This is a genomic window from Anabaena sp. EIM26, from assembly GCF_057568715.1.
Genome location: NZ_CM172472.1, coordinates 5,832,215 through 5,854,644, shown reverse-complemented (window position 1 = coordinate 5,854,644; position 22,430 = coordinate 5,832,215). Strand labels below are relative to the sequence as shown.

The following is a 22,430-nucleotide window of genomic DNA, read 5'->3' as shown; positions in this document are numbered from 1 at the left end:
TAATTTTATGCACAAAACTTTTAAGAGTAAATTGCCACTTCTGTTGACTTTTTGCCTATTTAATAGCTTTTTACCTGCCTCGGCTTCAGTTTTATGTCCAGTAAACTCCTCTGAACAAGAATATAAAATAGCTAACCGCTATGACAGAGATGAAGAGAGAGGCAGCAATGGCCGCTCTGGTCGAGATGGTCGCAGTGGTGAAAATCAAACTATTTCTGCTAATGGTTCCCCTATAAATCTTGATCTGTCTGGTAAAGATGGTGAAGATGGGGAAGACGGAGAACGTGGTTCTCGACCCCGCTGTAGAGACCAACGTGAAAACGTTGACAACTCAGTCAATGCACCAGATGGGGGTAATGGTGGTGCTGGAGGAAAAGGTGGAGATGGTGGCCAAGGTGGTTCCCTCACGGTCTATTACACCAATTTGGCAGACTTACAGAAAATTTTTGTTCGCGCTGTTGGAGGGGAAGGTGGACGCGGTGGACAAGGTGGCAGAGGTACAGCAGGTTGTAATTGTAACCGTAGGAGTTGGGAAGTAAAAACCTGCAAAGGTACTCCCGGTAGTCCTGATTATAAATGTACTAGTAAAGTTTATCGGTGTTCCAACGGTAGTGATGGACGTGATGGTAGTTATGGTAAGGACGGTCAGTCAGGACGCTTAGGAACTTTAACTATAATTAACAGCAATAAACCTTTGGCAGATGATGCACCAACTTTAAAATTAGCACTTTCTGAATTAGCAACTAAAGAGTTTAACCTCTCCAAAAATAAATGGCAGCAGCGTCAAGGAGCAATTTCTCTATTAGCTGCTGGTTCGGTTATTGCTGATGAATATCGAGAATTTGAACGGCGACTAGAAGGGACTTTTAAATTAATTTGGCAAGATAAACAACCCATTACCAGCTTTGCTAATCAAGGTGTAACACTGAGTTTAAATGACAGTGAAAAGGTAGAAATTGCCTTTTCTGATGATATGTGGGTTGATGGTGGTGCCAATATGCAAGGTAAATTGACAGAGTTTACTGTTAATTATGCAATTCCTAAAAAAGATGTGACGCGTTTAGCAGTCGCAGATTTTGCTGATGTGGGACAAAACCTTAATTTAAAAATAGTTGATTTAGCAGCAAGATCAGATTTAATTAATACTCAATTTAGAGTGAAATATCGAGCAAGAGACAATTTTTCTGGATCTTCTAATTACCAAACTTTTTACGAAGGGGAAATTCCTAACGAACTAGTTACTCGTAACTATAATCGTTTTACCCTCGATTTAGGTAAGTTGAAAATTCCCAGTGATGCTCTTAAATCTGGTGTGAATGTTGATATTGAAGTAGTAGCAATCCGTTCTTTGGGGGGACGTTCTGCACAGCAAACTCTCAACTGGCAAGGTGCAATTCGCAAAGTTAGATGATGATTCAGAAGGCATAAGTGGCTTCCAAATAAAAAATATCTAATAATCCAAAATTAAAACTCAAAACTGCTTGGCAAGGCAATTTTGAGTTTTTACTTGGAGATTTGAAGAGGTTATGCAAATTTTGTTTGTACTTTCTTCTGAAGTAAGTTGATAATTGCAGCTTTTTCTAAAATTCCAACTAGGAAACCATTTTCACGAATTACAGCCAATGCTGATAACTTTTGTGTTTCGAGTAACTGTACTACTTCTAGCAATGGTTGATCCGATTGTACAGTGCTGGACTGCTCGATTGGTTTCATTACTTGGAAGACTTGAGTTTCTGCCCATAGTGTATTGGGGATGGTTCGCAAGTCATCAATTGATATTGCTCCCAGCAATTGTCCTTCCTCATCTGTCACCAAGAAACGACGGTATTCTTGAGCATTTAAGAGTTGTTGATCTGCAAACTCTCTTAAATTCAAATTCGCTTTGACAATCGGGCTATCGTTGTTTACAGCATCTGCTGCTGTTAAACCTGTGAGTTTTTCTTGTACTCTAGCGAATTGGACAGCTTTTCCAGCATTTTGTAGCAAGAATAAGCCAATTAACAAGTTCCAGACGTTAACAAAGCTACCAAATAATAGTACGGGAATGAGACCAGATGCGATCGCAATCCAACCAAAAATTTGTCCAATTCGGCTGGCAACAACCACTCCTTTATAGGATTTACCAGTAATTTTCCAGACTATTGCTTTCAGTATATTTCCTCCATCCAAAGGTAAGCCAGGAATGAGGTTAAATAGAGCTAAGGTCAAATTAACAGAAGCTAGTAGACCCAGGATAGCTGCCAATGGCCCAGATGCAGCAGTCGCAAAACCAACTGTTGTCGCTGTAGCGAACAGCAAGAAACTAACTAATGGTCCGGCAATAGCTACCCAAAAAGCTTCCCCCGGAGTCTGTGATTCTTTTTCTAAGCTTGCCAGTCCACCAAATATAAACAGTGTAATTGATTTAACATCAATTCCTTGGCGAATAGCGACAAAGCTGTGTCCTAATTCATGGGCAACAACTGAGCCAAATAGCAACAGTGCCGTCATTAATCCTAGTACCAAAGGTAATCCCCCACCCAATTGGGGAAATTGTGCCGCTAGTCCGCTGCTATAGCTCCAAGTTACCAAACCTAAAACTAAAAACCAAGACGGATGTATATAAAAAGGTATTCCAAAAAGGTTGCCAACCCGAATTGTACTATTCATGGCGTTTACCTGTGACATGAGCATTGAGAGGTTTGTTGTTTCTCTCAATGACCTTATCGTAACGAAATATTAAGTAATTTTAATCTTTGTAACAGTAGTGGTGTCCGTCCATTCAGGTGTGGTTATGCGAATTTAGCCTGTGAAATCTCTATTTTAGGGGTGAGAGTGGGCGAAAAATTACCATATTTACCATATTTTTCTGTTTCACGCTTCAGACACAGAGAAAAATCACGGCTGTTGTCTAAATACATGAGAACTGCTGTTCTCACTAGCAAGAACTTAATCAGGACTTACGCAACTGGCTTGATTTGTAGGGTGTGTCAGGACGTTATTATCAACAAATTTATGATATCTGACGCACCGGCAAAAGATATTAAATGTAACACGCAGCTTTTAGTCCTGTTAATCTGTTCTCTACTTTTTTGTAATTAAGTTTTGGAAGATTTCCCTTTATCTGAAACCATTTGAGAGAGAATATATCCAGTTAAATCTAGTAATTGATCCAAAAAAACACCGATAATAGCAATGTAGAGTATGGAGTCAACTATATATTTAGGATTGCCAGCTTTATAACCATTCCATGCCAGAAAGCCAAGTCCTTTGGAACCTGCCAGCATTTCTGTAGCAATAACTGTAAACCAGGCTATCCAAAGACCAATTCTCAAAGCTTTAAAAATATGATGGATAGCTACGCGGGAATTATTATCATATTTACGAAATTGTTGAATACCTGTAGCTGTTTCTATAATAACTGCCCAGAGTACACCAATGAACACCACAAAAATAGCTGCGGTTTCGTTCTCTTTAAAGAGAATGAGTGCAATCGGTAAAAATACTATAGAAGGAATGCTATTTGGGATTTGGAATAATCGTGTAAATAGCTGATAAACTATACCATTGATACCAATTACAAAACCGATGAATATACCTAAAACTGAGGCGGGAATATAACCCACAAATAAGCGTTGTAGGGTAGCCAAAACGTCTAACAAGATACTATTTTCCATTCCTCAGTTATTATTTTAAGCGTCTGGGGAATACTAAAGCAATAATACTCAATAGCGGTGGAAAGGAAAAGTCAAAAGCAGATGTAAAAACCCAACTTCATCAAGTTTATAGGCAAACACATTTCTAACCAAAAAAATAAATAATATTTCAATAATTGAATTTAGCGGAAATTAAAAGAGGAGTTACGCAAGTGTCACACTAAACATCTATTTTATGGTGCATCAGATATCAAATATCTGCTTATTTGCAGGATTTATAAAGTCTGACGCACCCTACTGATATGCCAATTGCGTAAGTCCTGTAAAAAAATAAATTTGTGGTTCTTTGAATAAAAATTAGGGGCGTATTTTTATACGCCTCTACTGTATATAAATTATCAGAGATGAAAAGGTATTATTGAGATTTCATCCTTGCGGCTTGCTGAATTATTTACCCATATTTCGCTTCATTTGTTCCAACTCATCTTGAGTTTCCCAACGACGAAACTTGTCTTCTAAGTCGTCCAAGCTACTAGCTGGTGTTTGCCAAGCATTGGTTTCTAAACGCTGCGGAGTTGAAACTTTTGCGCGTTCTGTTTGTCGCGCTGTCTGTGCTGCGGTGGCTTTAGCTTGTACTTCTTGACGACGCTGCTGAATTTTGCGTAATAGTTCTTGAGATTGGGTAATGCGGTCTTTTAAACCCTGCATTTGTCCCCAACGCTGATTTCCCTCGCGGAGGAGTGCGTCTTCTCTGTTTTGCGCTGCTGCGGCTAAATCCTCTCTACCTGCGGCTTTGGCTTTTTGTACGCGAATGTGCCAGCGTTGGATTTCTTGCGCGGTGGAGAGAATATCATCTTGCGATCGCTTCTCTTGTAATTGTAACTCTGCAATCAGCTTTAAGGTATCCTCTTCTTGCTCCCGCAGCTGTTCTAACAGCATCTCCAATTCCAAATGGGGATTGTTACGCAAGAATTCTTCTAAACGTTCTTCTAAAAACCGACTTAAATCATCAAATAAGCCCACTGTCAGAACTCCAAACATCGGGTTTGTAACTATTTTATCCTAATCTACCAAAAATAACCTATTCCTTTTGATGATAAAAACGAGATTACTCTCTAATTAATACTTAGATTGACAATTAGCAGATAGTAATGATAGTAAAAATCATTTATCCACTAATACAAATAGGAAAATAATCATATTAAATTACTTGAATTTGTATAATGATTTGATAAATTCCATCAAATTTAATTTTTCCAGCTATAGTTAGCAAGGATATGAGATTATGCAGTATCAAACGCTCCTTTTTTATCTTAATTATTAATATAGAATTAAAGATAATAGCGGTGATTGAGATATGCGATATCAAGTCAAGTTAAATAAAATAGATAAAGTCTATGCTATCTGGTGTCCTGCCTTACCTGGATGTTGGACAGTTGGAGAAACGGAACAAGAGGCTTTAGACAAGATGAAATATGCCATTCAAGCTTACTTAGAAACTATGGATGAAGTTGGTAAAGATGCTGAATTTTATTATGTAGAAGTGCGATAATTTAGCATTCAATCAAGTAATAGTCCATTTTAAGATTACCTAAATGGGTGTAACCCAATAAGTAATACCTCTGATAGTTTTAGCCCTTAATCCAAACTTAGGTAAATCCTCTTCACTCCAACTAAGATAAGTCCAATGGGGTATATCATTTGTAACAGTCTGAAACCAACCATTTTGATTTAAAGCTTGTCTCTGTGCTGGACTAGATACCCGTAAATCAATCGCTAATCCCCACAGATGTTGTGAAGTTCCTGGGGGTGCAACTGTATCGAGAATTTTTGTTTCTTTACCTTGTTTTACTTGTTCTAAAGTTCTACTATTCGCGTATTTTTGCCAAAATCTGAAATTGGTGGCAAAACTGCGAGTACAATCACCAGAATATCCAGATTTTAGGGGAATATTTACCAAAATCCTGGCTTTATTAAAAGCATCAGCAGCGGATTTTTGTAAATAACATTCTCTAGTTCCTTCAACTAATGCTACTCGCATATTACCCTGAAAATCTTGGGTTTCTCGTTCATCGTCTAAGATAACTTTTCGCGGTAGTTTAATTTCTGATTCTTGATTGATAAATACTGCACCGTAAGCACGTAGTAAAGTATATTCATAACTATTAACTTGGGGAATATTTGCTAATTGATGGACAATTGTAGCTAAAAAACGCTCTTGTTCATTTAGTTGCTGACTGGGAATAAATGTTGTAGATGTAGATGGTGTTATATTGACATTATTTGTTAGAGCAGTATTTTCTAATGATTGATAGTTGTTAGTATCACTACTGGCAATCAAGGTAAAAAATATGAATATAATGATACCAATAAAAGTTATTTTTCTTAACCGGCGTTTTATTCTTGAATGACGTTTCATTAAAAAAATTGATTAACTTGACAACTTGGATTTAATTATATTACAGAATTCTATAAAAGCTTGGAAAGTCGGCAAATGCTCAGTTTCATCTTTAACCCTGATTCTTAATTGTTCTAAATATTCTTCCTTTATTACTTCATTAGTAATTTTATAATGTTTAAGATTGTGCCTCTCCTAAACTAACCATGAAAAATTAATACTTAATATTAGCTAAAATCATTAGAGAGGAAGGGATTCAATAAAGTCAAAATTTATTTTTATTAACTCTGTTGTTGAATATTGATGGAATCTTCTTATATAAATGGTTTTAGCCATTTTTTATTAAAGTATCATACCTAGTAGTCTGTCAAGAACTAATTGAAGGGTAAATAATTCTTCCTTCTTCCTTCTTCCTTCGCGCTCTTTGCGTCCTTCGCGGTTCGTTTCTTCTTTATCCGTCAAAATGTATTTGACAGACTACTAGTCTGGAAGAGCCAGAAAAATTAATATTTTCAAACTTCCATTTTTGATTAGATTCATAATAGCTTAGTTGATTAAATTTCATGATTTCAGTAGATTGTACATATAAAAAATATTATCTAATGTTATCGGATTTTATATTAACATTCCAGAACTACATCCTGTAAATCCTTAAATCCTGGAAATCCTGATTCAGACAGTTAATTCCTACAACCTCTGAAATATACGCTAAAATACTTAATGTAACTAGTTTTTATTTTTAAATCTTTTATTCTTAACTGCTTATGACCATGCACAATTCCCCAGAATTCCAAGACGCATTTGATGTGATTGTCGTCGGTGCAGGTCACTCCGGTTGCGAAGCAGCTTTAGCTACTGCCCGCCTCGGTTGTCGGACTCTGCTTTTAACCCTTAATCTAGATAGAATCGCTTGGCAACCTTGTAACCCTGCTGTAGGTGGCCCGGCCAAATCTCAATTAACCCATGAAGTTGATGCTTTGGGTGGAGAAATTGGCAAAGTTGCAGACCGCACCTATCTACAAAAACGTGTCCTCAACTCTTCACGAGGTCCTGCGGTGTGGGCATTACGGGCGCAAACCGATAAGCGGGAATATGCAACAGTCATGAAGACCATTGTCGAAAATCAAGACAATTTGACTATCCGTGAAGGTATGGCCACCGACTTGGTGCTGGGTGCTAACGATGAAATTATCGGTGTGCAAACTTACTTTGGCATGGCGTTTCAATGTAAAGCCTTGATTATCACCACCGGCACATTCTTGGGTGGTAAGATTTGGGTGGGCAACAAGTCAATGGCTGCCGGACGTGCGGGAGAGTTTGCGGCTGAAGGATTGACAGAAACTCTGAATCGCTTAGGATTTGAAACGGGAAGATTAAAAACGGGAACACCTGCGCGGGTAGATAGACGCTCGGCAGATTACAGTAAAATGGAAATCCAGCCGGGGGATAAAGAAGTCCGCTGGTTTAGCTTTGACCCCCAAGCGTGGGTAGAACGGGAACAAATGGCTTGTTATATGACCCGGACTACTGCGGAAACTCATCGTTTGATTCGGGAAAATTTACATCTATCACCGGTTTATGGTGGTTGGGTGGAAGCTAAGGGACCCCGTTATTGTCCGAGTATTGAAGATAAAATTGTCCGCTTTGCAGATAAAGAAAGCCACCAGATTTTTATTGAACCAGAAGGACGGGATATTCCCGAATTATACATCCAAGGGTTTTCTACAGGTTTACCAGAAAATCTGCAATTGTTGATGTTGCGGAGTCTTCCCGGTTTGGAAAACTGCGTGATGCTGCGTCCTGCCTATGCAGTGGAATATGATTATATACCTGCAACTCAGTGTTATCCGACATTGATGACGAAGAAGGTAGAAGGACTATTTTGCGCGGGACAAATTAATGGGACAACGGGTTATGAAGAAGCTGCTGCACAGGGTTTGGTAGCGGGAATTAATGCAGCGCGATTTGTCCGGGGTGAGGAAATGATTATTTTCCCTCGTGAGCAAAGTTACATTGGCACTTTAGTTGATGACTTGTGTACGAAGGATTTACGGGAACCTTACCGAATGCTGACGAGTAGGTCTGAGTACCGCTTATTACTGCGTTCTGATAATGCTGACCAACGGTTGACACCTTTGGGAAGAGAAATTGGTTTAATTGATGATAGACGTTGGGATTTGTTTTCTAGCAAACAAGAACAGATTACGGCGGAGAAAGAACGCTTGCATTCTACCAGAATTAAAGAACTTGAGGAAGTGGGGAGAGCGATCGCACTCGATACCCAACAAACAATTAAAGGCTCAATTACCCTCGCTGACTTATTACGTCGTCCAGGAATACATTATGTTGATTTAGAAAGGTACGGACTAGGTAACACCAACCTTAACCAAGCCGAAAAAGAAGGTGCAGAAATAGACATTAAATATTCTGGTTATCTAGCCAGACAACAAAACCAAATCGAGCAAACCGCCCGTCAAGCCAACCGCCAATTACCTGCAAATTTAGACTACACAACAATTGATACTCTTTCTAAAGAAGCTAGAGAAAAGCTCAACAAGGTCAAACCCCTCACAATTGGTCAAGCATCTCGCATTGGCGGAGTTAATCCAGCTGATATCAACGCCTTACTAATTTATTTGGAAATAGGTAGAACCAAGTCCCAGAAACAGTTATCGGTGTTAGCAGACACATAAATTTAGAAATGACAAGTATAGTATAATGTGGGGGATCAGTATGATAGATGACATATACTTTTGTTGTGACATCATCAACTTGTTCTAAATCAGAGTAGAATTTAATACCATTGCTCAATCAACTTGTCTCCTCTGGGACAAGTAATTTAGCTATTTATTTTTTAACTTTATTTCCAGGTAATCGGGCTATCGTTTCCCCTTTCTACCAGCTACAACAGAGGATGTCTATGATCACAGAAGCCAGCACCCATTTAATTATTTCCGAAGCAGCAGAGGACTTAATCCCCAATGAATCCCTGTCCATAGAAACTTACGCTGAAGGATTAATGGATGATCTCTTCAACGATATCGACAGCATTCTGGATGGTCGGAGGAAACGTCCAGCCAAAACTGTGAGGACAGAATATGTACCTATACAAACAGTGACTCTGAAAACACCAGAAGTGTTTTTACCACAGAGAGTACACGGAACAGTTAAGGCGATGTCGCCAATCAAAAAGCAACAAACAAGTACATTAGTCTTTAATCATCCCTCTGTTACAGCTATTAGTACAAGAACTCAACAAAATAGCGGTAGTTTAGGCAACCTGCTAATTATGGGGGCTACCTTAAGCTTGGCAATGGTGGGTACACTCTACCTAACAGATTCGAGATTGCTAACTAATCTCACAGCTAAATTGATTCCCCAGAGTTTACAAACAAGTCAGCCACAATCGCCTGTAGTCATCAAACCAGATCCTCAAGCAGAGTTGGTTAATTATATGCTGGAAGCCTTAGCAGTCATAGAACAGCAAGGAACAAGCACTAATCAGACATCAGCTAGATCTGGATTTCCAGCAGTAAATCTCAACCAAACTAACTCTTTGGCTTTGCCGAGTACCCAACCAATAGGGACTCTACCACCACCAATATCTGCTAATAATGTAGCACCTGCTCCTAGTCGGGTAACAAATGTTGTTGAGCGCATATATATCCCTGTTTATCAAGCACCTCAACCCCTAAGCCCATTACCACAGGTGCTGCCAATTCCGGCGCAGGTATCCGCACCTGAAACAGTGAAAAATCTCCCCAACGCAGCGCAACCAGCAAGCAAACCAATACCAGCAAAAGTGTTAACAGCAACGGTGAAGCCGGCAGTTAAACCTCAGCTACCCGCTATAGCACCGCCAAAACTGCCAACAGCACCAACAACTATTCAGCAACAAGTCTATTTACCACCTAGTTATTCCGCCGAATTAGAAGGATTACTAGAGTTAGGAAACAAATCTGCTGCTTTGTTTAAAATTGATGGTGTGACTCGCCGTATTAACCTGGGAGAGGGCATTGGCTCTAGTGGTTGGACACTAGTAGAAGTGAGTAATGGTGAGGCGATTATCCGCCGTAATGGTGAGGTGCGCTCAATTTATGCGGGTCAAAAGTTGTGAGAATTGGTTGATACTCCCCGTCAATTGATGGCGGGGATTTTTAACAGTATTTAGTTTAATCTCCGAACTTTGATTAGCTTCTCAATGGAGCGTTAATTTCAAAGTGAATATGACTACTGTGACCACTCAGAGGAGTACAAAGACCCTCTTTGATTAGCTGCTGATCATTGAAAAAAACTGCTCCTGTTCTGACTAGCTGTTGTTTGCGAATAGATTTTAGCAAGGCTCGTGTAGCATCTTGATCGTATTCAGAACTTGTCCAGACAATACCGCCAAAATTACCGTTTTTCTTGGGCAAGAAAACATCGCACATCATCCCAGTTTCATGACCGTGATGATCAGGGGTATCTCCTCCATGAGGTAGGCTAACATCATTAATCGCAAATGGGGCAGCCTGGGGGCGAGTACTACGATAACTATTTTGATAATCTTGAGCGATCGCTTTAATGACATCAGCTAACCAGTGTGTGCCAAAATCATGATTATCATGAACTTCTGCCAGTTCGCCATTCACAAAACCATTGTCAGGGTCACTTGCAGGCATTAATACCCACTGCGGTGCGTTAGCTGCTTGCAACCATCTATGAGTCATTTCACCAACATCAACTCTACCATCACCACTAACAGTACTGCGACCAATAATAATTGACTGAAATAGTTTAATCGCGTCAAATAATCCTCTATCTCGGTCTGCACTGTTAGGATCACCTACCCATTTGTAGCCTAACTCATACAATCTGGCTTTAACTGCTTTCACATCATCAGCTTTATTGACTCCGCCAATTCCCACACTACCACTAAGTTCAATTATCTTTGCTGCTAATACACTAGATGTCGAAATTTGTTGAGTTTTTTGATTGCTAGGAACAACTACTTTAATGTTGAACTTGATGATTTGGTCATTGATAGTAATTACCATTTGGCGATCGCCATCTTGGTTAAAGACAAAATTGAATTGCCATTTACCATCCTGACTAATTGGTACACTTGGGGCTGGAAATTTATCATCAATTATCACTGATAAAATCTTGCCACTATCAGCTAATTTTGCTAACCCTTCGACTCTAAAACCTTGCCCTATTTCTACTTCCTTAGGCGCACGAATTAGTTGCAGTTGTTCTGATATTGAAGAAATGATAACCTCCCCTCTATTAGTCAGTAATTCCTGCGCTTCAGGCAGTAGTTTAATAATTTTACTGACGTAGTTAAGATCAGATGAATATCCCTTACTTTTGAGAAATCCAATAAAGTTTTCTGGAGTATTAGTATGATCTTCTAAGCCTTTATAGGGAGAACGAGTTAAAAATTTCCAATAACCAATAATAAAGGCATTAATATCTGGGAATTTACAAAACTCAACTTCTCCTAGTTCAGAAGAAATTTTTATTTTCACTGGCTCTGCAAAACCTTTCATATCAGGACTTCGCCATTTTAATCCGGCAAAATTATTAGCATTAATGGCAAGTTCACTTGTGGCTCTACCAGATTCTAACAACCATTGAGCTAGGCTAACTTCTTTCAGAATTTGCCTATTGATATTGCTAATCTTAGCAGTTTCAAGACCAACGGTTTTAAATATGACTTCTAAATCACTATTTAGATAATTTTTGACTAAATCGTTGAGTAATGTCATAGTTTTGCCTTCACAAAAAGAATATAGTTATTGAAATCTGTAAATTGAGATATTGTTTCTCTAATATCTGTATCCGTGTTGTCTTCAGTATGATATTATACAGCAATATTGCATTAGTTAAGTCAATCAAGAAAGCAGACCGAGGGCTTACTTGCTGTAGAAAAACCGCTTTTACTACAGTAACCATGAAAAATCTGTTAGAAATTATAGATAAAGCATATTTATTTCTTTTCTAGTAATTGTCAAAGTTCCTTAATAGAACCATAGGTATCACAAAACTAATATACCAAGAGGCTTTCAAGCTTTTGAGAGTTTCTGAAAAGATCAAAAAAGCAGTTCATATTTTACAAATTATTAATTTAATATAAAGATGGGATGATACACATTCACAACAGCAGAAATATACGGTTATAGTAAAATATACTTTTAAAATAAATGGATCAAAATCATGACGTAAAGCTTGATTTATAAGAAGTCTAACTGAAATTCAGGATAAAATCAATTTTTTACAGTTATGTCAAATTTACGACCATCCTTAAATTCAGCAAATTCCCATTCTCAACAAACTGCATTTACAAAAGATTCTCGCAATGTAATGGAAATGCTGGTTGTAGAGGAAGTGGAGAAACAAATCAAATCCTTGCCTGTAAAAACTGCTTACTACATCAAAGCATCAGAAGTTGTTGCTTATGCTTTAAACCGTTTACCTTGCCTGTATGCTACTAGTAGAAGAGGGTGGCAGCGACAATGGCATCATGGAAAAACAGAGTTATATCAGAAAATTACCACAGCTGTGCGTCAAGGAATTATAGCTGTACAAAGAGATCCTTTGCGTGTTAATGATCCTCTCAATTTTACAGCAGACCAAGCAGCCTTAGAGGCTTTGGAAAAACTGAAAATTATATTGCAACGCCAAGACCTGTCATGGGATAACTTAAGTGATGTAGTGGAGCAAACATTGCTCAATGAGTCAAAAGGTAGGACTACCTGGCGTAAATATGGTTGTTTAGAAAAGGATGCATTTGACTGGGAAAAGCATCGGCTATAAATTAAATTTTGATTTGTCAGTTCATTTATATTGATTTAGGAGTGTTTGAGAGAAAAATAGCTAAAGGTAGGTAAGGTAAAAAGTTAAGCCATTCTATGGCCATATTCTTGGCAAATTAAGCATTATTAAAAGGTGATAAGGAAACGCTCCAAATCACATTTATCTGAATAGCGTGACAAGATTTTGATGAACTATGGCTGACGTAGCTATTGCTTTTTAACACTAGCCTCCAGGGTTTTTACTTGAGTTTGCAATTGTTCTACCATTTGTAGGTGCGATCGCTCTAACAAATAACCTGCCCAAACAAAGCTACCACCTAACACAGCAATTACAGCCACTAAAAGGCTAGTCAGCATTTTTACTTGAGAACGAAGTTGTTTGACTTCATAAATTTGATATTGATTCTTGTCCAGAGATACGATATCAGTACCTGGATCTGCTGTGACGATCTCTACTTTAGTGTTGTCTACTATTTTGAACTCAATCTTGCTTCTTAGCCAATCAGCAATCAACTTAGGACAATTACTCTTAAACCATTGCCAAGCAATCATCCTGAATGCCGGTTTGGATAATTTAGAAATCTCCTTCAGGGTTTTATTGAGAGTCCGAGACTGAAACTTTTGGTTGATCAAATTAGTTGACCCAGCATCATAGAGGCAATTTATAATCAACTTAACTGTAATTTCTTCCCTGTAAATCAAATTTACCAACAAGAGAAGAACATCTTGCATCAGTTTTTCTTCTTGTTCTGCTTCTGTCTGCAATTGTGTCAATTCAGTTGATGATTGTAATTGTTTAGGCATAGTTTTTGTATAAATTCCTAGTTTCCATTCAGTGCTTCCTTTTAAGTATACCGATATCAGAAAGCATTTGCTAATTCCTCAATTTGTTAGCGTCAAGCGACTAACCCATTAGCGGGAATAGAGATGATCTACCTACAGTGCTGATGAATAACAATCTCATTCAAAAACAACCGTTTTATTTCTATACAAACACCTGATTTTATCAATTTAACCCTACCACCCTATCCTAGCGAACTAACCCTGTGGAAGATAGATTAAATTATTCCCAAACAACCTCAACCTTACCAAGCACCAATCAGCCCTAGAGCAAAACTGAAGAGAGTATAAATTTGATGATAACTTTTTAGGGTTGTTGGCAATCCTTAAAAAAGTAGATTTGAAAGAAAATAGGACTTACGGACTATACAAACTTACCATGATCTGAATGAACGAAATTGCGTCGCTTTAGGCTTTGGGAATAACTTATTGAGTCAGGTGCGTCAGATAGAGGAAATCTGTTTATTTGCCAAATTATCGAGTCTGACTCACCCTACAAGCGATAAAATCTACACCTCTTATTTGGGAAACTTTATCAATACGTAAGTTCTATAAAATTTGGTTTTATATATTGCTAAATAGGTATGGACAAGTTTAGAAATGCTAGTAAATATATGAAAACATTAAAACAAATTACCTATTACAAAATCACTCAAAAACTACTGTCCTATTCCCATATACCAAGACGCGATTTTGTAAATGTAATCTTACTGACCTAGCTAAAACAACTCGCTCTAAATCCTTGCCCTTTCTCACCAAATCATCCACCTCATCTCGGTGACTTACCCGCACCACATCTTGCTCAATAATTGGGCCTGCATCTAAATCCGCAGTCGCATAATGTGCCGTTGCCCCAATAATTTTGACACCTCTTTCAAATGCTCGATGATAGGGATTAGCGCCAATAAAAGCTGGTAAAAATGAGTGATGAATATTAATAATTTGCGGAAATTGCCGAATAAAATCGGCACTAACAATTTGCATATATTTTGCCAATACAACTAAATCTATTTTGTACTGTTGCAGTAATTCTAATTGTTTAATTTCCTGTTCTTTTTTATTTTCTTTAGTAATCGGAATATAGTGATAGTCAATGCCAAATTTTTCTGCTACATCTTGTAGATGTGGGTGATTACTAATAATTAGAGGAATTTCAGCATGAAACTCTTTTGAACGTTGTCGCCAAATCAAATCAAATAAACAATGGTCTTGACGACTAACCCAAATTGCTAGACGTGGAACAGTATCAGAAAAGTGTAATTCCCATTTAGCATTTAAAGGTTGAGCAATTGCATTAAATGCCTTGGCAATCAAGTCTCGTGGTAAATTAAACCCATCTAACTGCCATTCTAGGCGTGTAAGAAATAAACCAGCTGCAAAATCTGTATGCTGGTCGGCATGGATAATATTTCCACCATTGGAATATATAAAATTGGCGATTTTTGCTACTAGTCCCCGTTGATCAGGACAAGAAATAAGTAAAGTTGCTGTCGGCTTAGTCATAAAAAATTATGTAATAATTCAGGATTCAGGATTCAGGAGTCAGGAGTTAGGAGTCAGGAGTTAGGAGTCAGGAGTCAGGAGGAAGAAGAATAAGAATTCCCTGCTATATGAAACATTCTGTATCCTGAGTCCTTACAAAATTACTTAAAATTTGCTTATTTACTATTTGTTAGGAATTGATTCAGGAAGACCGGGTAAAGGCTGTGATTCACTGCTATTTTCTACCTGTTTCCACTCGGATACTTCTCGATTTACTGCATTTAAAAAATCTTTAGATACTAGCAATATATTGATATTATCATTTGTTTGATTAGTGGGATCAACTTGAGCATACAAAAAACTATTGTTAAAATTAGGTTTACCAATAATTAACTTATGACTTTGCTGATTTTTGAGTTTAACCTCGATAGCTATTTGAGATTGTTCTAAACCAAATTCACTTAGTTGATTAGTGGGAATGGATAAAGTTTGCTCACTTTTGCCTTTGATTAATAAATCCAGTAAATAAGCAACAATCGCATCATTAGCAGATTCTGATATTGGTGATTTAATTAGCCATTTTGGTGCTTCGGATTTATTGTTACGTTCTAGATTTAATGTTATGTCTTTTGTTTTGACTGTTAAAGACTGGACATCCTCAGCAGTGAAAGTAAAAATCTGCTGCTTATTTTCATGAACTTCTTCGCGCTGAATTGCACCTTTTATTTCATAAATGTAAACAAAACTACCCAAACCCAGGGCTAAAAGTATCAAAATTAATGTTGTGCGTTTCATTTATTAATTGGTCATTGGTAATTATACTAAAAAGGTTAGAAATTTGATTTTTAAAAGCAGAGGTTCGCTGAGGTAAACGCAAAGTGACGCAGAGTTTTTACTGAGGTTTTTGCTTTGAATTTTGTCATCCTATAAAGTCTATATATTAGCCATTTTTAGTATAGAGGTAAAATAAGTAAAGATAAATACTCTCCCTCATCTCCCTAGTTACAAATGTCTATCTTCGTTTCCACCAAATAATAGATCCTGTTGCTAAACCGATAAAAGGTAAAAGTAATAAAGAAGATATTGTTAATAGATTTGCTTGGATAGTTGACATGGTGATACGGCGATTTGTCGGTTCTTTGGGACGAATGGAAAGTGGTTGTTGATCCTGTTGACTCAGCCAAGCTACTGAGTTGAGGAATACATCTCCATTTAATTGCTGTTGAAATAAGCCATCTGTGGCAAAATCTGAGTTTCCCAATACTACTAAACGTGATTCTTTGGTTGAAGTTGTTGGACTTGAGGAAGTTGTTGGTGTTGGTGAAGTTGTTGGAATTGGTGAAGCTGTTGGTGTTGGTGAAGTTGTTGGTGTTGGGATAACTTGGGCTGGGAAATTTCTTTTTAGTGCTACGCCTAAAGTTAGAGGGCCTTTGAGGTCTTTACCTTCATTAAACTCTAAATTTTCGCTTTGCTGATCGCTTTCAGCCCAACTGCTGGGATAGGGTTTTGTTCTTAATAGAGGAGTAGACTCGATACCTGGAACTGGGGTAACTTCTACGGAACGAACTAGGGGATAGAAAGAAATACCGTTACCAAAATCTTTAGTGATGGGATGTTCTCCATATTCTGTGACTAGCGGTGCAGCAGGCCCAAGTCCTAAACTTTGTCCCGAATTATCTATAGCTAAACGATTATCTAGTTTTACACCCCAATCTTGCAGCAAACTGTCAATTTTTGGGTCAGTATTGGGGTCAATCATCAGCAACAAGTTACCGCCACGATTAAGATAGTCTTGTAAAGCTTTGACTTCACCTGCCAATAATTCTCGTTTTGGGCCAGCAACGATAACAACAGTAGCATCTTCAGGTACTTGAGGATTTTCTGCTAGATTCAGCGGTGAGGCGGTGAAATTTTTGTCGGTTAAGCCCTGAATTGCTTCTGATACGGCACCTTTACCTGCTGCAAGTTGGTGTTCACCATGACCTTGGAGAAAGTAAACTTTAGCGGTGCTGTTGGTGGTGATTTGTTGCAGGCGATTTGTTAACCTAACTTCTGATAGGCGTTCATTTTCATTTATTGTCTGTACTAATTGGCGTTTGTCTGCAAATTCTAGATAAACTTCGCCAAAATCTTTGACTCCAAATTTTTCTGCTAGTCCTGGTCTAGCTTGGGGATCAATATATTCAAATTTAAAATTGTTACTTTGGCGACTATAGTTTTCTAGTAATTCTTGGTCTTGATAATTTTGTTCTCTGGTAAATACCCAGACTTTAGCTGTTTGCGGTAGGGTACGCACTAATTCTTTAGATTGGGGGGCGAGGGTAAATAACTGAGTTTCTGTTAAGTCTGCCCGGATATGGTAGCGAGTGCTTAAAAAGTTAATTAGTCCTAGTATTGTTAATACTGCGAAAGTGGCAATAATGGCGTTTGTGCCTGCTTGGGTAGAACGCTGCTGCCACCATTTACTCTGTCGGTTTTGTACTACTATCCAGATACCGCAGATAACAATACCAGATATTAGTAATATTAAAAGTAATAATTCCCATTTTTCTGATAAAAGTGCCATTGCTAAACCAGCTGCAATCAGGAATGGGCCTATTAAAAATATAAGTTTCCAAGGTTTCTTTTTAATCATTTGGTAATTGGTAATTGGTGATTGGTAATTGATAATTGGTAATTGGTGATTGATATTTGATATTTCTCCCCCTGCTTCTTCTACCGACGTTGGAAGCGGAGTGCGTCGATTGATTGGGCTGTGAGAAAGATGCCTAAGATGATGTAACTGGCAAATACTATCAAGCTGCTGGTGTCGAAAATGCCTTGAATTAAGGTGTTGTAATGTTTTAGTAAGGATATATGACCTAAAGCTACACCTACGGAACCGGGTATAGTTTTGGCGATTACATCAATAAATAACAGTAATATAATGACTCCGAAACTGAGGACTGCGGATAGAAGTGTGCTGTCTGTGAGTGAGGAAATAAACATTCCTATTGATAAAATTGCTGCGGCTAGTAAGATTAGTCCTAAATGACCGAGTAGGGGAATGATGGGTGACATAGGGGGATTTGAACTGCTAAGTGCGATCGCTTCAAATCCGAGTAAAGGTAAAATCAAAGTTGTGAAAAACGTTAACACTCCTAATAATTTACCCACGGCTACAGCCCAATTAGTGACTGGTGATGTCGCTAATAATTCTAATGTTCCCCGCTTGCGTTCTTCGGCATATAATCCCATTGACAAAATTGGCAGAATAAACAGCAATAACCAGCCCATGCGGTCTAAAAATGCCCGCACAAATTCGTAAGGAACATCTATTGGTGGTACTGGTACGCCTATTTGTTGTCCTTGGATGTCATAAGCGGCGACTGTGGGTAAAATTCCACCAGGCCCTAATAAAATCATCACGAAGAATAAGCCAGCAATAAACCAAAAAATGCCAGCAATACCATAGGCCAAAGGGGATACAAAATAACTTTGTAACTCCCGGCGATAAATGGCAATAATATTAGCCAGAACAATACCCATCTATGCGGCTTCTCCTTCTGTGGCTGCTGAGTCGGCTTCAGGTAGCAAATTTTTTTCCTCTGTAGTCAGTTGCAAAAACACATCTTCTAAGGTAGCGCTGACTCGCCGCATTTCATATAAACCGAATCCGCCCCGAATCAAAGCCGCCGCGATATTCTGCCCTGGTTCCGTCCCTGGTTGCGATATCACCCGCAGGTGGGCGCGGTTTTGGGTTTTATAACTAGTCGGCATTGATTCTACCAAAATCACATTTGAGATATTTTGCAATACCTGTTTTGCTAGACTTACTTCTCCTGAAATTTCTAATTCATATCCAGAACCATCCGTCAACTGTGTCATCAGATTTTCTGGTGTATTAGTAGCTACGACTCTACCGCCATTGATAATAGCGACGCGGTTACAGGTCATGCTCACTTCTGGAAGAATATGGGTTGAGAGAATAATTGTGTGCGTTCCGGCCAGGCTTTTGATTAAATTCCGAACTTCAATGATTTGTCGGGGGTCAAGTCCGACGGTAGGTTCATCAAGAATAATGGCTGGGGGGTCGTGAACTATAGCTTGGGCAATACCAACTCTTTGACGATAACCTTTGGAAAGTTTGCGAATTATGACTTGGCGTTTTTCCTGTAAATTGCAGCGTTGCATAGCGGCTTGGACTTTTTGAGAGCGATCGCCTGACGATACTCCCTTAATTCGAGCTACAAAGTGCAGAAATCCTTCAACAGTCATTTCGGGGTATAACGGCGGTGTTTCCGGTAAATAGCCAATTCTTTGCCGGACTGCGAGGGAATTTTCTTGGACATCATAACCGGCAATTTTAGCTGTACCTCTGGTTGCGGGTAAATAGCCGGCTAAAATTCGCATGGTTGTAGTTTTACCAGCGCCATTTGGCCCTAATAAACCTAAGATTTCCCCTGGTTCGACGCTAAAGGAGACATCTGTGATGGCTGAGGTGGAACCGTATATTTTACTGAGATGTTCAACTTCTATCACGGATTAAACAGATTTAAGGATTACACAGTCTGGATTATGATACGGAAGGAAGGATGCTAGGAATAGAGTTATTAACTGATGACAAGGATATGATAAACTACTTGCCTCTGAATCACTGATTATAAGAATTTAAAGATGACACGGTAGGGAGGATGTTATTAATGAAGTGATTAACTGATGACAAGAACATAATAAACTACTTCCGTGAAATCCCTAAATCCTTACCAATCCGTGATTTAGACGAAAAAGATATGGTGATAGAGAAACTAAAATATTCAGATATTACGGTGAAGATTATTGATGCTGCCTTTGAGGTGCATAAGTTTTTGGGTAATGGCTGCCAAGAAGTAATTTATCAAAGAGCGAGCGCCTATGAAATGAGTAAAGCCGGGTTAACTTTTGCCCGCGAGATAGAACAGCACATCTTTTGCTGATTAATTTTGGTAGCAAGAATTTGACATTTAAACACCTAGTATTATGATTCAGGAAATACATCTATTCATCCCATACTCCAATTAGCTTCATCCGTATTTTTTAATCCTTATTCTTTAATCCATATTTGCGTGTAATCCTTAAATCCACTTAATCCGTGATTATAGATTATGGTGGTGATTATATTTAATCATCTCATCCAAATTTCCGTGTAATCCTTAAATCTGTTTAATCCGTGATGGTTGTTGTTACATTCCATGTAAATCCCGTGACGGGAAATGATACTAATTCAGGTTCCCGTTCAAATCCGTTTAAAAGTATTACCCGTGCATTAAAAGTTACTAAATCACCCGGAATTATTCAACTAGGACTTGGAATTTACACTACTGCTAGTGGTGAGGTATTTCCTCTCATCATTCCTGCGGGGATGTTGGTGGTGGGTAACGAAGCTAATAAAGGTGAAAAAATTATCATTTCTGGAAGTGGGGAATATCAAAGTCCTAGCTTTGGTATGCAAAATATCACACTCTTATTGCTGGGTGATGCCAGTTTGTTGGGTGTGACTGTGACTAATTCCATTGCTAAAGGTACTGGTATTTGGATTGAATCAACAGCACCAACATTGGCTAATAATACTTTCAGCAAATGTGGACGGGAAGGGATATTTACAACCAGTAATGCCAAACCGGCAATTTTAGATAATCTGTTTGTAGAAAATGCTGCCAGTGGGTTAATGATGGCGCGGAATAGCAAAGGCGAAGTGTTGCGGAATGTGTTTCAAAAAAACCCGCTGGGCATAGCCATTAGTGACTTTGCAGCCCCCTTGGTGGCAAATAATCAATTGTCAGAAAACCGAATGGCGATCGCTCTTTCTCGTGATGCTAGACCTGTGCTGCGACGCAATCTGATTACTAAAAATACCCAAGGCGGTCTGTTAATTAATGGTAATGCAGTTCCTGATTTAGGCAGCACACAAGATCCGGCTGATAATATTTTTCGAGATCAGGGTGAATTTGATGTCCAGAATTTATCATCACAAAAGTTGATTTCTGTAGGTAATCAGTTAAATTCTACCCAGGTGAAGGGTTTGATAGAATTTATCGCTGCCACAGCCGATACTCCTAGTCAAGTAGGAATTAGTACTAGTTTTACTGATTTAGATGGGCATTGGGCAGCAGCTTTCGTACAAGCTTTGGTAAACAAAGGTTTTATTAGTGGCTTTCCCGATGGCACTTTTCAACCATCCACACCAATTACCCGCGCTCAATATGCTGCCCTCATCACCAAAACTTTTCAACTACCTGCTAGTAATCAACTCGATAGATTTAAAGATGTCAAAACCGACTTTTGGGCAGCCGCAGTTATAGCCAGTGCAGCAGATAAAGGGTTTTTGAGTGGCTTTCCCGATGGGTCATTTCGACCAGGGCAAAATTTAACTAAAGTTCAGGCTATAGTTTCCATTGTCAATGGGTTGAAATTTAGCGGTGGTAATCCAAATGGATTAACGGTGTATAGCGATCGCGCTCAAATTCCCAGTTATGCTATTAATGCTGTGACGATGGCTACTCAAAAACTTTTAGTAGTCAATTATCCCCAACCAGAATTACTAGAACCATTACGAGAAATTACCCGTGCTGAGGTAGCGGCATTAATTTATCAAGCATTAGTTGCTAGAGGTGAGATTGAAGCCATACCTTCTCCCTACATTGTGCAACCAGAAACCGAGATTCCTTCCTTTTCTGACTTAGTGGGACATTGGGCAGAACCATTTATCCGGGCTTTGGTGAGTATGAACATCACCCAAGGTTTTGCTGATGGCAGCTACCAACCAGATAAACCCATGACTCGCGCCCAATATACAGCTTTAATAGCGGCTGCTTTTAACCCTACACCCAAACGCTCGGCAACAGAATTTACTGATGTACCTGCCAGTTTTTGGGCGGCCAGCGCCATTCAAAAAGCAGCTAGTGGTGGTTTCGTGGGTGGATTTAGCGATCGCACTTTTCGTCCTGATCAAAATGTCCAACGACTACAGGTGATGGTGTCTTTGGTGAATGGATTGGGACTGCCAGCGGCTGATAGTAGTATTTTAATCACCTACACAGACAAAAAATCTATTCCCGAATATGCCCAAACTGCGATCGCTACTGCCACAACACAGAAAATTGTGGTCAATTATCCAGACCCCAAATTGCTTGCACCCACACGAGATGCCACACGCGCCGAAGTTGCAGCTATGATTTATCAGGCACTAGTTGCCCTCCAGCGTACCAAACCCATTAATTCACCCTATATAGTAATCAAAAATTAGGGACTGGGAAGAGG

At 38.8% G+C, this 22,430-nt stretch carries 18 protein-coding genes; 7 read left to right on the top strand and 11 right to left on the bottom strand.

Annotated elements, in window-relative coordinates; all coding sequences use genetic code 11:
* Positions 1-7: 7 nt before the first annotated feature.
* On the top strand, positions 8-1,411 hold the full coding sequence (locus AC012T_RS25430; RefSeq protein ID WP_487061927.1) for a collagen-like protein: 1,404 nt from the start codon (positions 8-10) through the stop codon (positions 1,409-1,411).
* A gap of 113 nt (positions 1,412-1,524) precedes the next feature.
* Here AC012T_RS25430 and AC012T_RS25425 read toward each other — a convergent pair whose 3' ends face one another.
* The 3 genes from AC012T_RS25425 to AC012T_RS25415 all read right to left on the bottom strand — a co-directional run bounded on the left by AC012T_RS25425 (position 1,525) and on the right by AC012T_RS25415 (position 4,658).
* Positions 1,525-2,649, bottom strand: coding sequence for a site-2 protease family protein (locus AC012T_RS25425; protein ID WP_487061925.1), 1,125 nt, complete (start codon positions 2,647-2,649; stop codon positions 1,525-1,527).
* A 428-nt stretch (positions 2,650-3,077) separates the two neighbouring features.
* Positions 3,078-3,656, bottom strand: a complete 579-nt coding sequence (locus AC012T_RS25420) for an ABC transporter permease (RefSeq protein ID WP_487061923.1) — start codon at positions 3,654-3,656, stop codon at positions 3,078-3,080.
* Between the two features lie 426 nt (positions 3,657-4,082).
* Positions 4,083-4,658, bottom strand: coding sequence for a TIGR04376 family protein (locus tag AC012T_RS25415; RefSeq protein WP_487066770.1), 576 nt, complete (start codon positions 4,656-4,658; stop codon positions 4,083-4,085).
* Between the two features lie 334 nt (positions 4,659-4,992).
* Between AC012T_RS25415 and AC012T_RS25410 the strand changes: the two genes are divergently transcribed.
* Positions 4,993-5,187: a type II toxin-antitoxin system HicB family antitoxin gene (locus tag AC012T_RS25410; RefSeq protein ID WP_438888568.1), complete on the top strand. Its 195-nt coding sequence runs from the start codon at positions 4,993-4,995 to the stop codon at positions 5,185-5,187.
* 39 nt (positions 5,188-5,226) lie between these two features.
* Here the strand turns inward: AC012T_RS25410 and AC012T_RS25405 are convergent, their stop codons facing one another.
* Positions 5,227-6,054 (bottom strand): D-alanyl-D-alanine carboxypeptidase family protein, encoded by an 828-nt coding sequence (locus AC012T_RS25405; RefSeq protein ID WP_487061921.1) that lies wholly within the window; start codon positions 6,052-6,054, stop codon positions 5,227-5,229.
* A 743-nt stretch (positions 6,055-6,797) separates the two neighbouring features.
* On the opposite strand from AC012T_RS25405, the gene mnmG reads away from it, so the two are divergent.
* The gene (mnmG, locus tag AC012T_RS25400; RefSeq protein WP_487061919.1) at positions 6,798-8,726 is read left to right on the top strand and encodes a tRNA uridine-5-carboxymethylaminomethyl(34) synthesis enzyme MnmG; all 1,929 of its coding nucleotides are present in this window, start codon (positions 6,798-6,800) and stop codon (positions 8,724-8,726) included.
* Between the two features lie 110 nt (positions 8,727-8,836).
* Complete coding sequence (locus tag AC012T_RS25395) at positions 8,837-10,150, top strand: hypothetical protein (protein ID WP_487061917.1); 1,314 nt, start codon at positions 8,837-8,839, stop codon at positions 10,148-10,150.
* 73 nt (positions 10,151-10,223) lie between these two features.
* Here the strand turns inward: AC012T_RS25395 and AC012T_RS25390 are convergent, their stop codons facing one another.
* Positions 10,224-11,783: a glucosaminidase domain-containing protein gene (locus AC012T_RS25390; protein WP_487061915.1), complete on the bottom strand. Its 1,560-nt coding sequence runs from the start codon at positions 11,781-11,783 to the stop codon at positions 10,224-10,226.
* 514 nt (positions 11,784-12,297) lie between these two features.
* Between AC012T_RS25390 and AC012T_RS25385 the strand changes: the two genes are divergently transcribed.
* A complete protein-coding gene (locus tag AC012T_RS25385; RefSeq protein ID WP_487061913.1) occupies positions 12,298-12,831 on the top strand; it encodes a late competence development ComFB family protein in 534 nt (177 codons plus the stop codon).
* A gap of 206 nt (positions 12,832-13,037) precedes the next feature.
* Here AC012T_RS25385 and AC012T_RS25380 read toward each other — a convergent pair whose 3' ends face one another.
* From AC012T_RS25380 to AC012T_RS25355, 6 genes are all read right to left on the bottom strand, one after another.
* A complete protein-coding gene (locus AC012T_RS25380; RefSeq protein WP_487061911.1) occupies positions 13,038-13,634 on the bottom strand; it encodes a hypothetical protein in 597 nt (198 codons plus the stop codon).
* Positions 13,635-14,318: 684 nt separating this feature from the next.
* The gene (gene purU / locus AC012T_RS25375) at positions 14,319-15,173 is read right to left on the bottom strand and encodes a formyltetrahydrofolate deformylase (protein ID WP_015216587.1); all 855 of its coding nucleotides are present in this window, start codon (positions 15,171-15,173) and stop codon (positions 14,319-14,321) included.
* Between the two features lie 162 nt (positions 15,174-15,335).
* Positions 15,336-15,947 (bottom strand): DUF4340 domain-containing protein, encoded by a 612-nt coding sequence (locus tag AC012T_RS25370; protein ID WP_487061909.1) that lies wholly within the window; start codon positions 15,945-15,947, stop codon positions 15,336-15,338.
* Positions 15,948-16,164: 217 nt separating this feature from the next.
* On the bottom strand, positions 16,165-17,787 hold the full coding sequence (locus AC012T_RS25365) for a GldG family protein (RefSeq protein WP_487061907.1): 1,623 nt from the start codon (positions 17,785-17,787) through the stop codon (positions 16,165-16,167).
* 80 nt (positions 17,788-17,867) lie between these two features.
* Positions 17,868-18,680 carry an ABC transporter permease gene (locus tag AC012T_RS25360; protein WP_487061905.1) on the bottom strand — a complete coding sequence of 271 codons (813 nt, stop codon included), beginning with the start codon at positions 18,678-18,680 and terminating at the stop codon, positions 17,868-17,870.
* The gene (locus tag AC012T_RS25355) at positions 18,681-19,673 is read right to left on the bottom strand and encodes an ABC transporter ATP-binding protein (protein ID WP_487061903.1); all 993 of its coding nucleotides are present in this window, start codon (positions 19,671-19,673) and stop codon (positions 18,681-18,683) included.
* Positions 19,674-19,924: 251 nt separating this feature from the next.
* Between AC012T_RS25355 and AC012T_RS25350 the strand changes: the two genes are divergently transcribed.
* Positions 19,925-20,107 (top strand): GxxExxY protein, encoded by a 183-nt coding sequence (locus tag AC012T_RS25350; protein ID WP_487061901.1) that lies wholly within the window; start codon positions 19,925-19,927, stop codon positions 20,105-20,107.
* 236 nt (positions 20,108-20,343) lie between these two features.
* On the top strand, positions 20,344-22,416 hold the full coding sequence (locus tag AC012T_RS25345) for an S-layer homology domain-containing protein (RefSeq protein WP_487061899.1): 2,073 nt from the start codon (positions 20,344-20,346) through the stop codon (positions 22,414-22,416).
* Positions 22,417-22,430 lie beyond the last annotated feature (14 nt).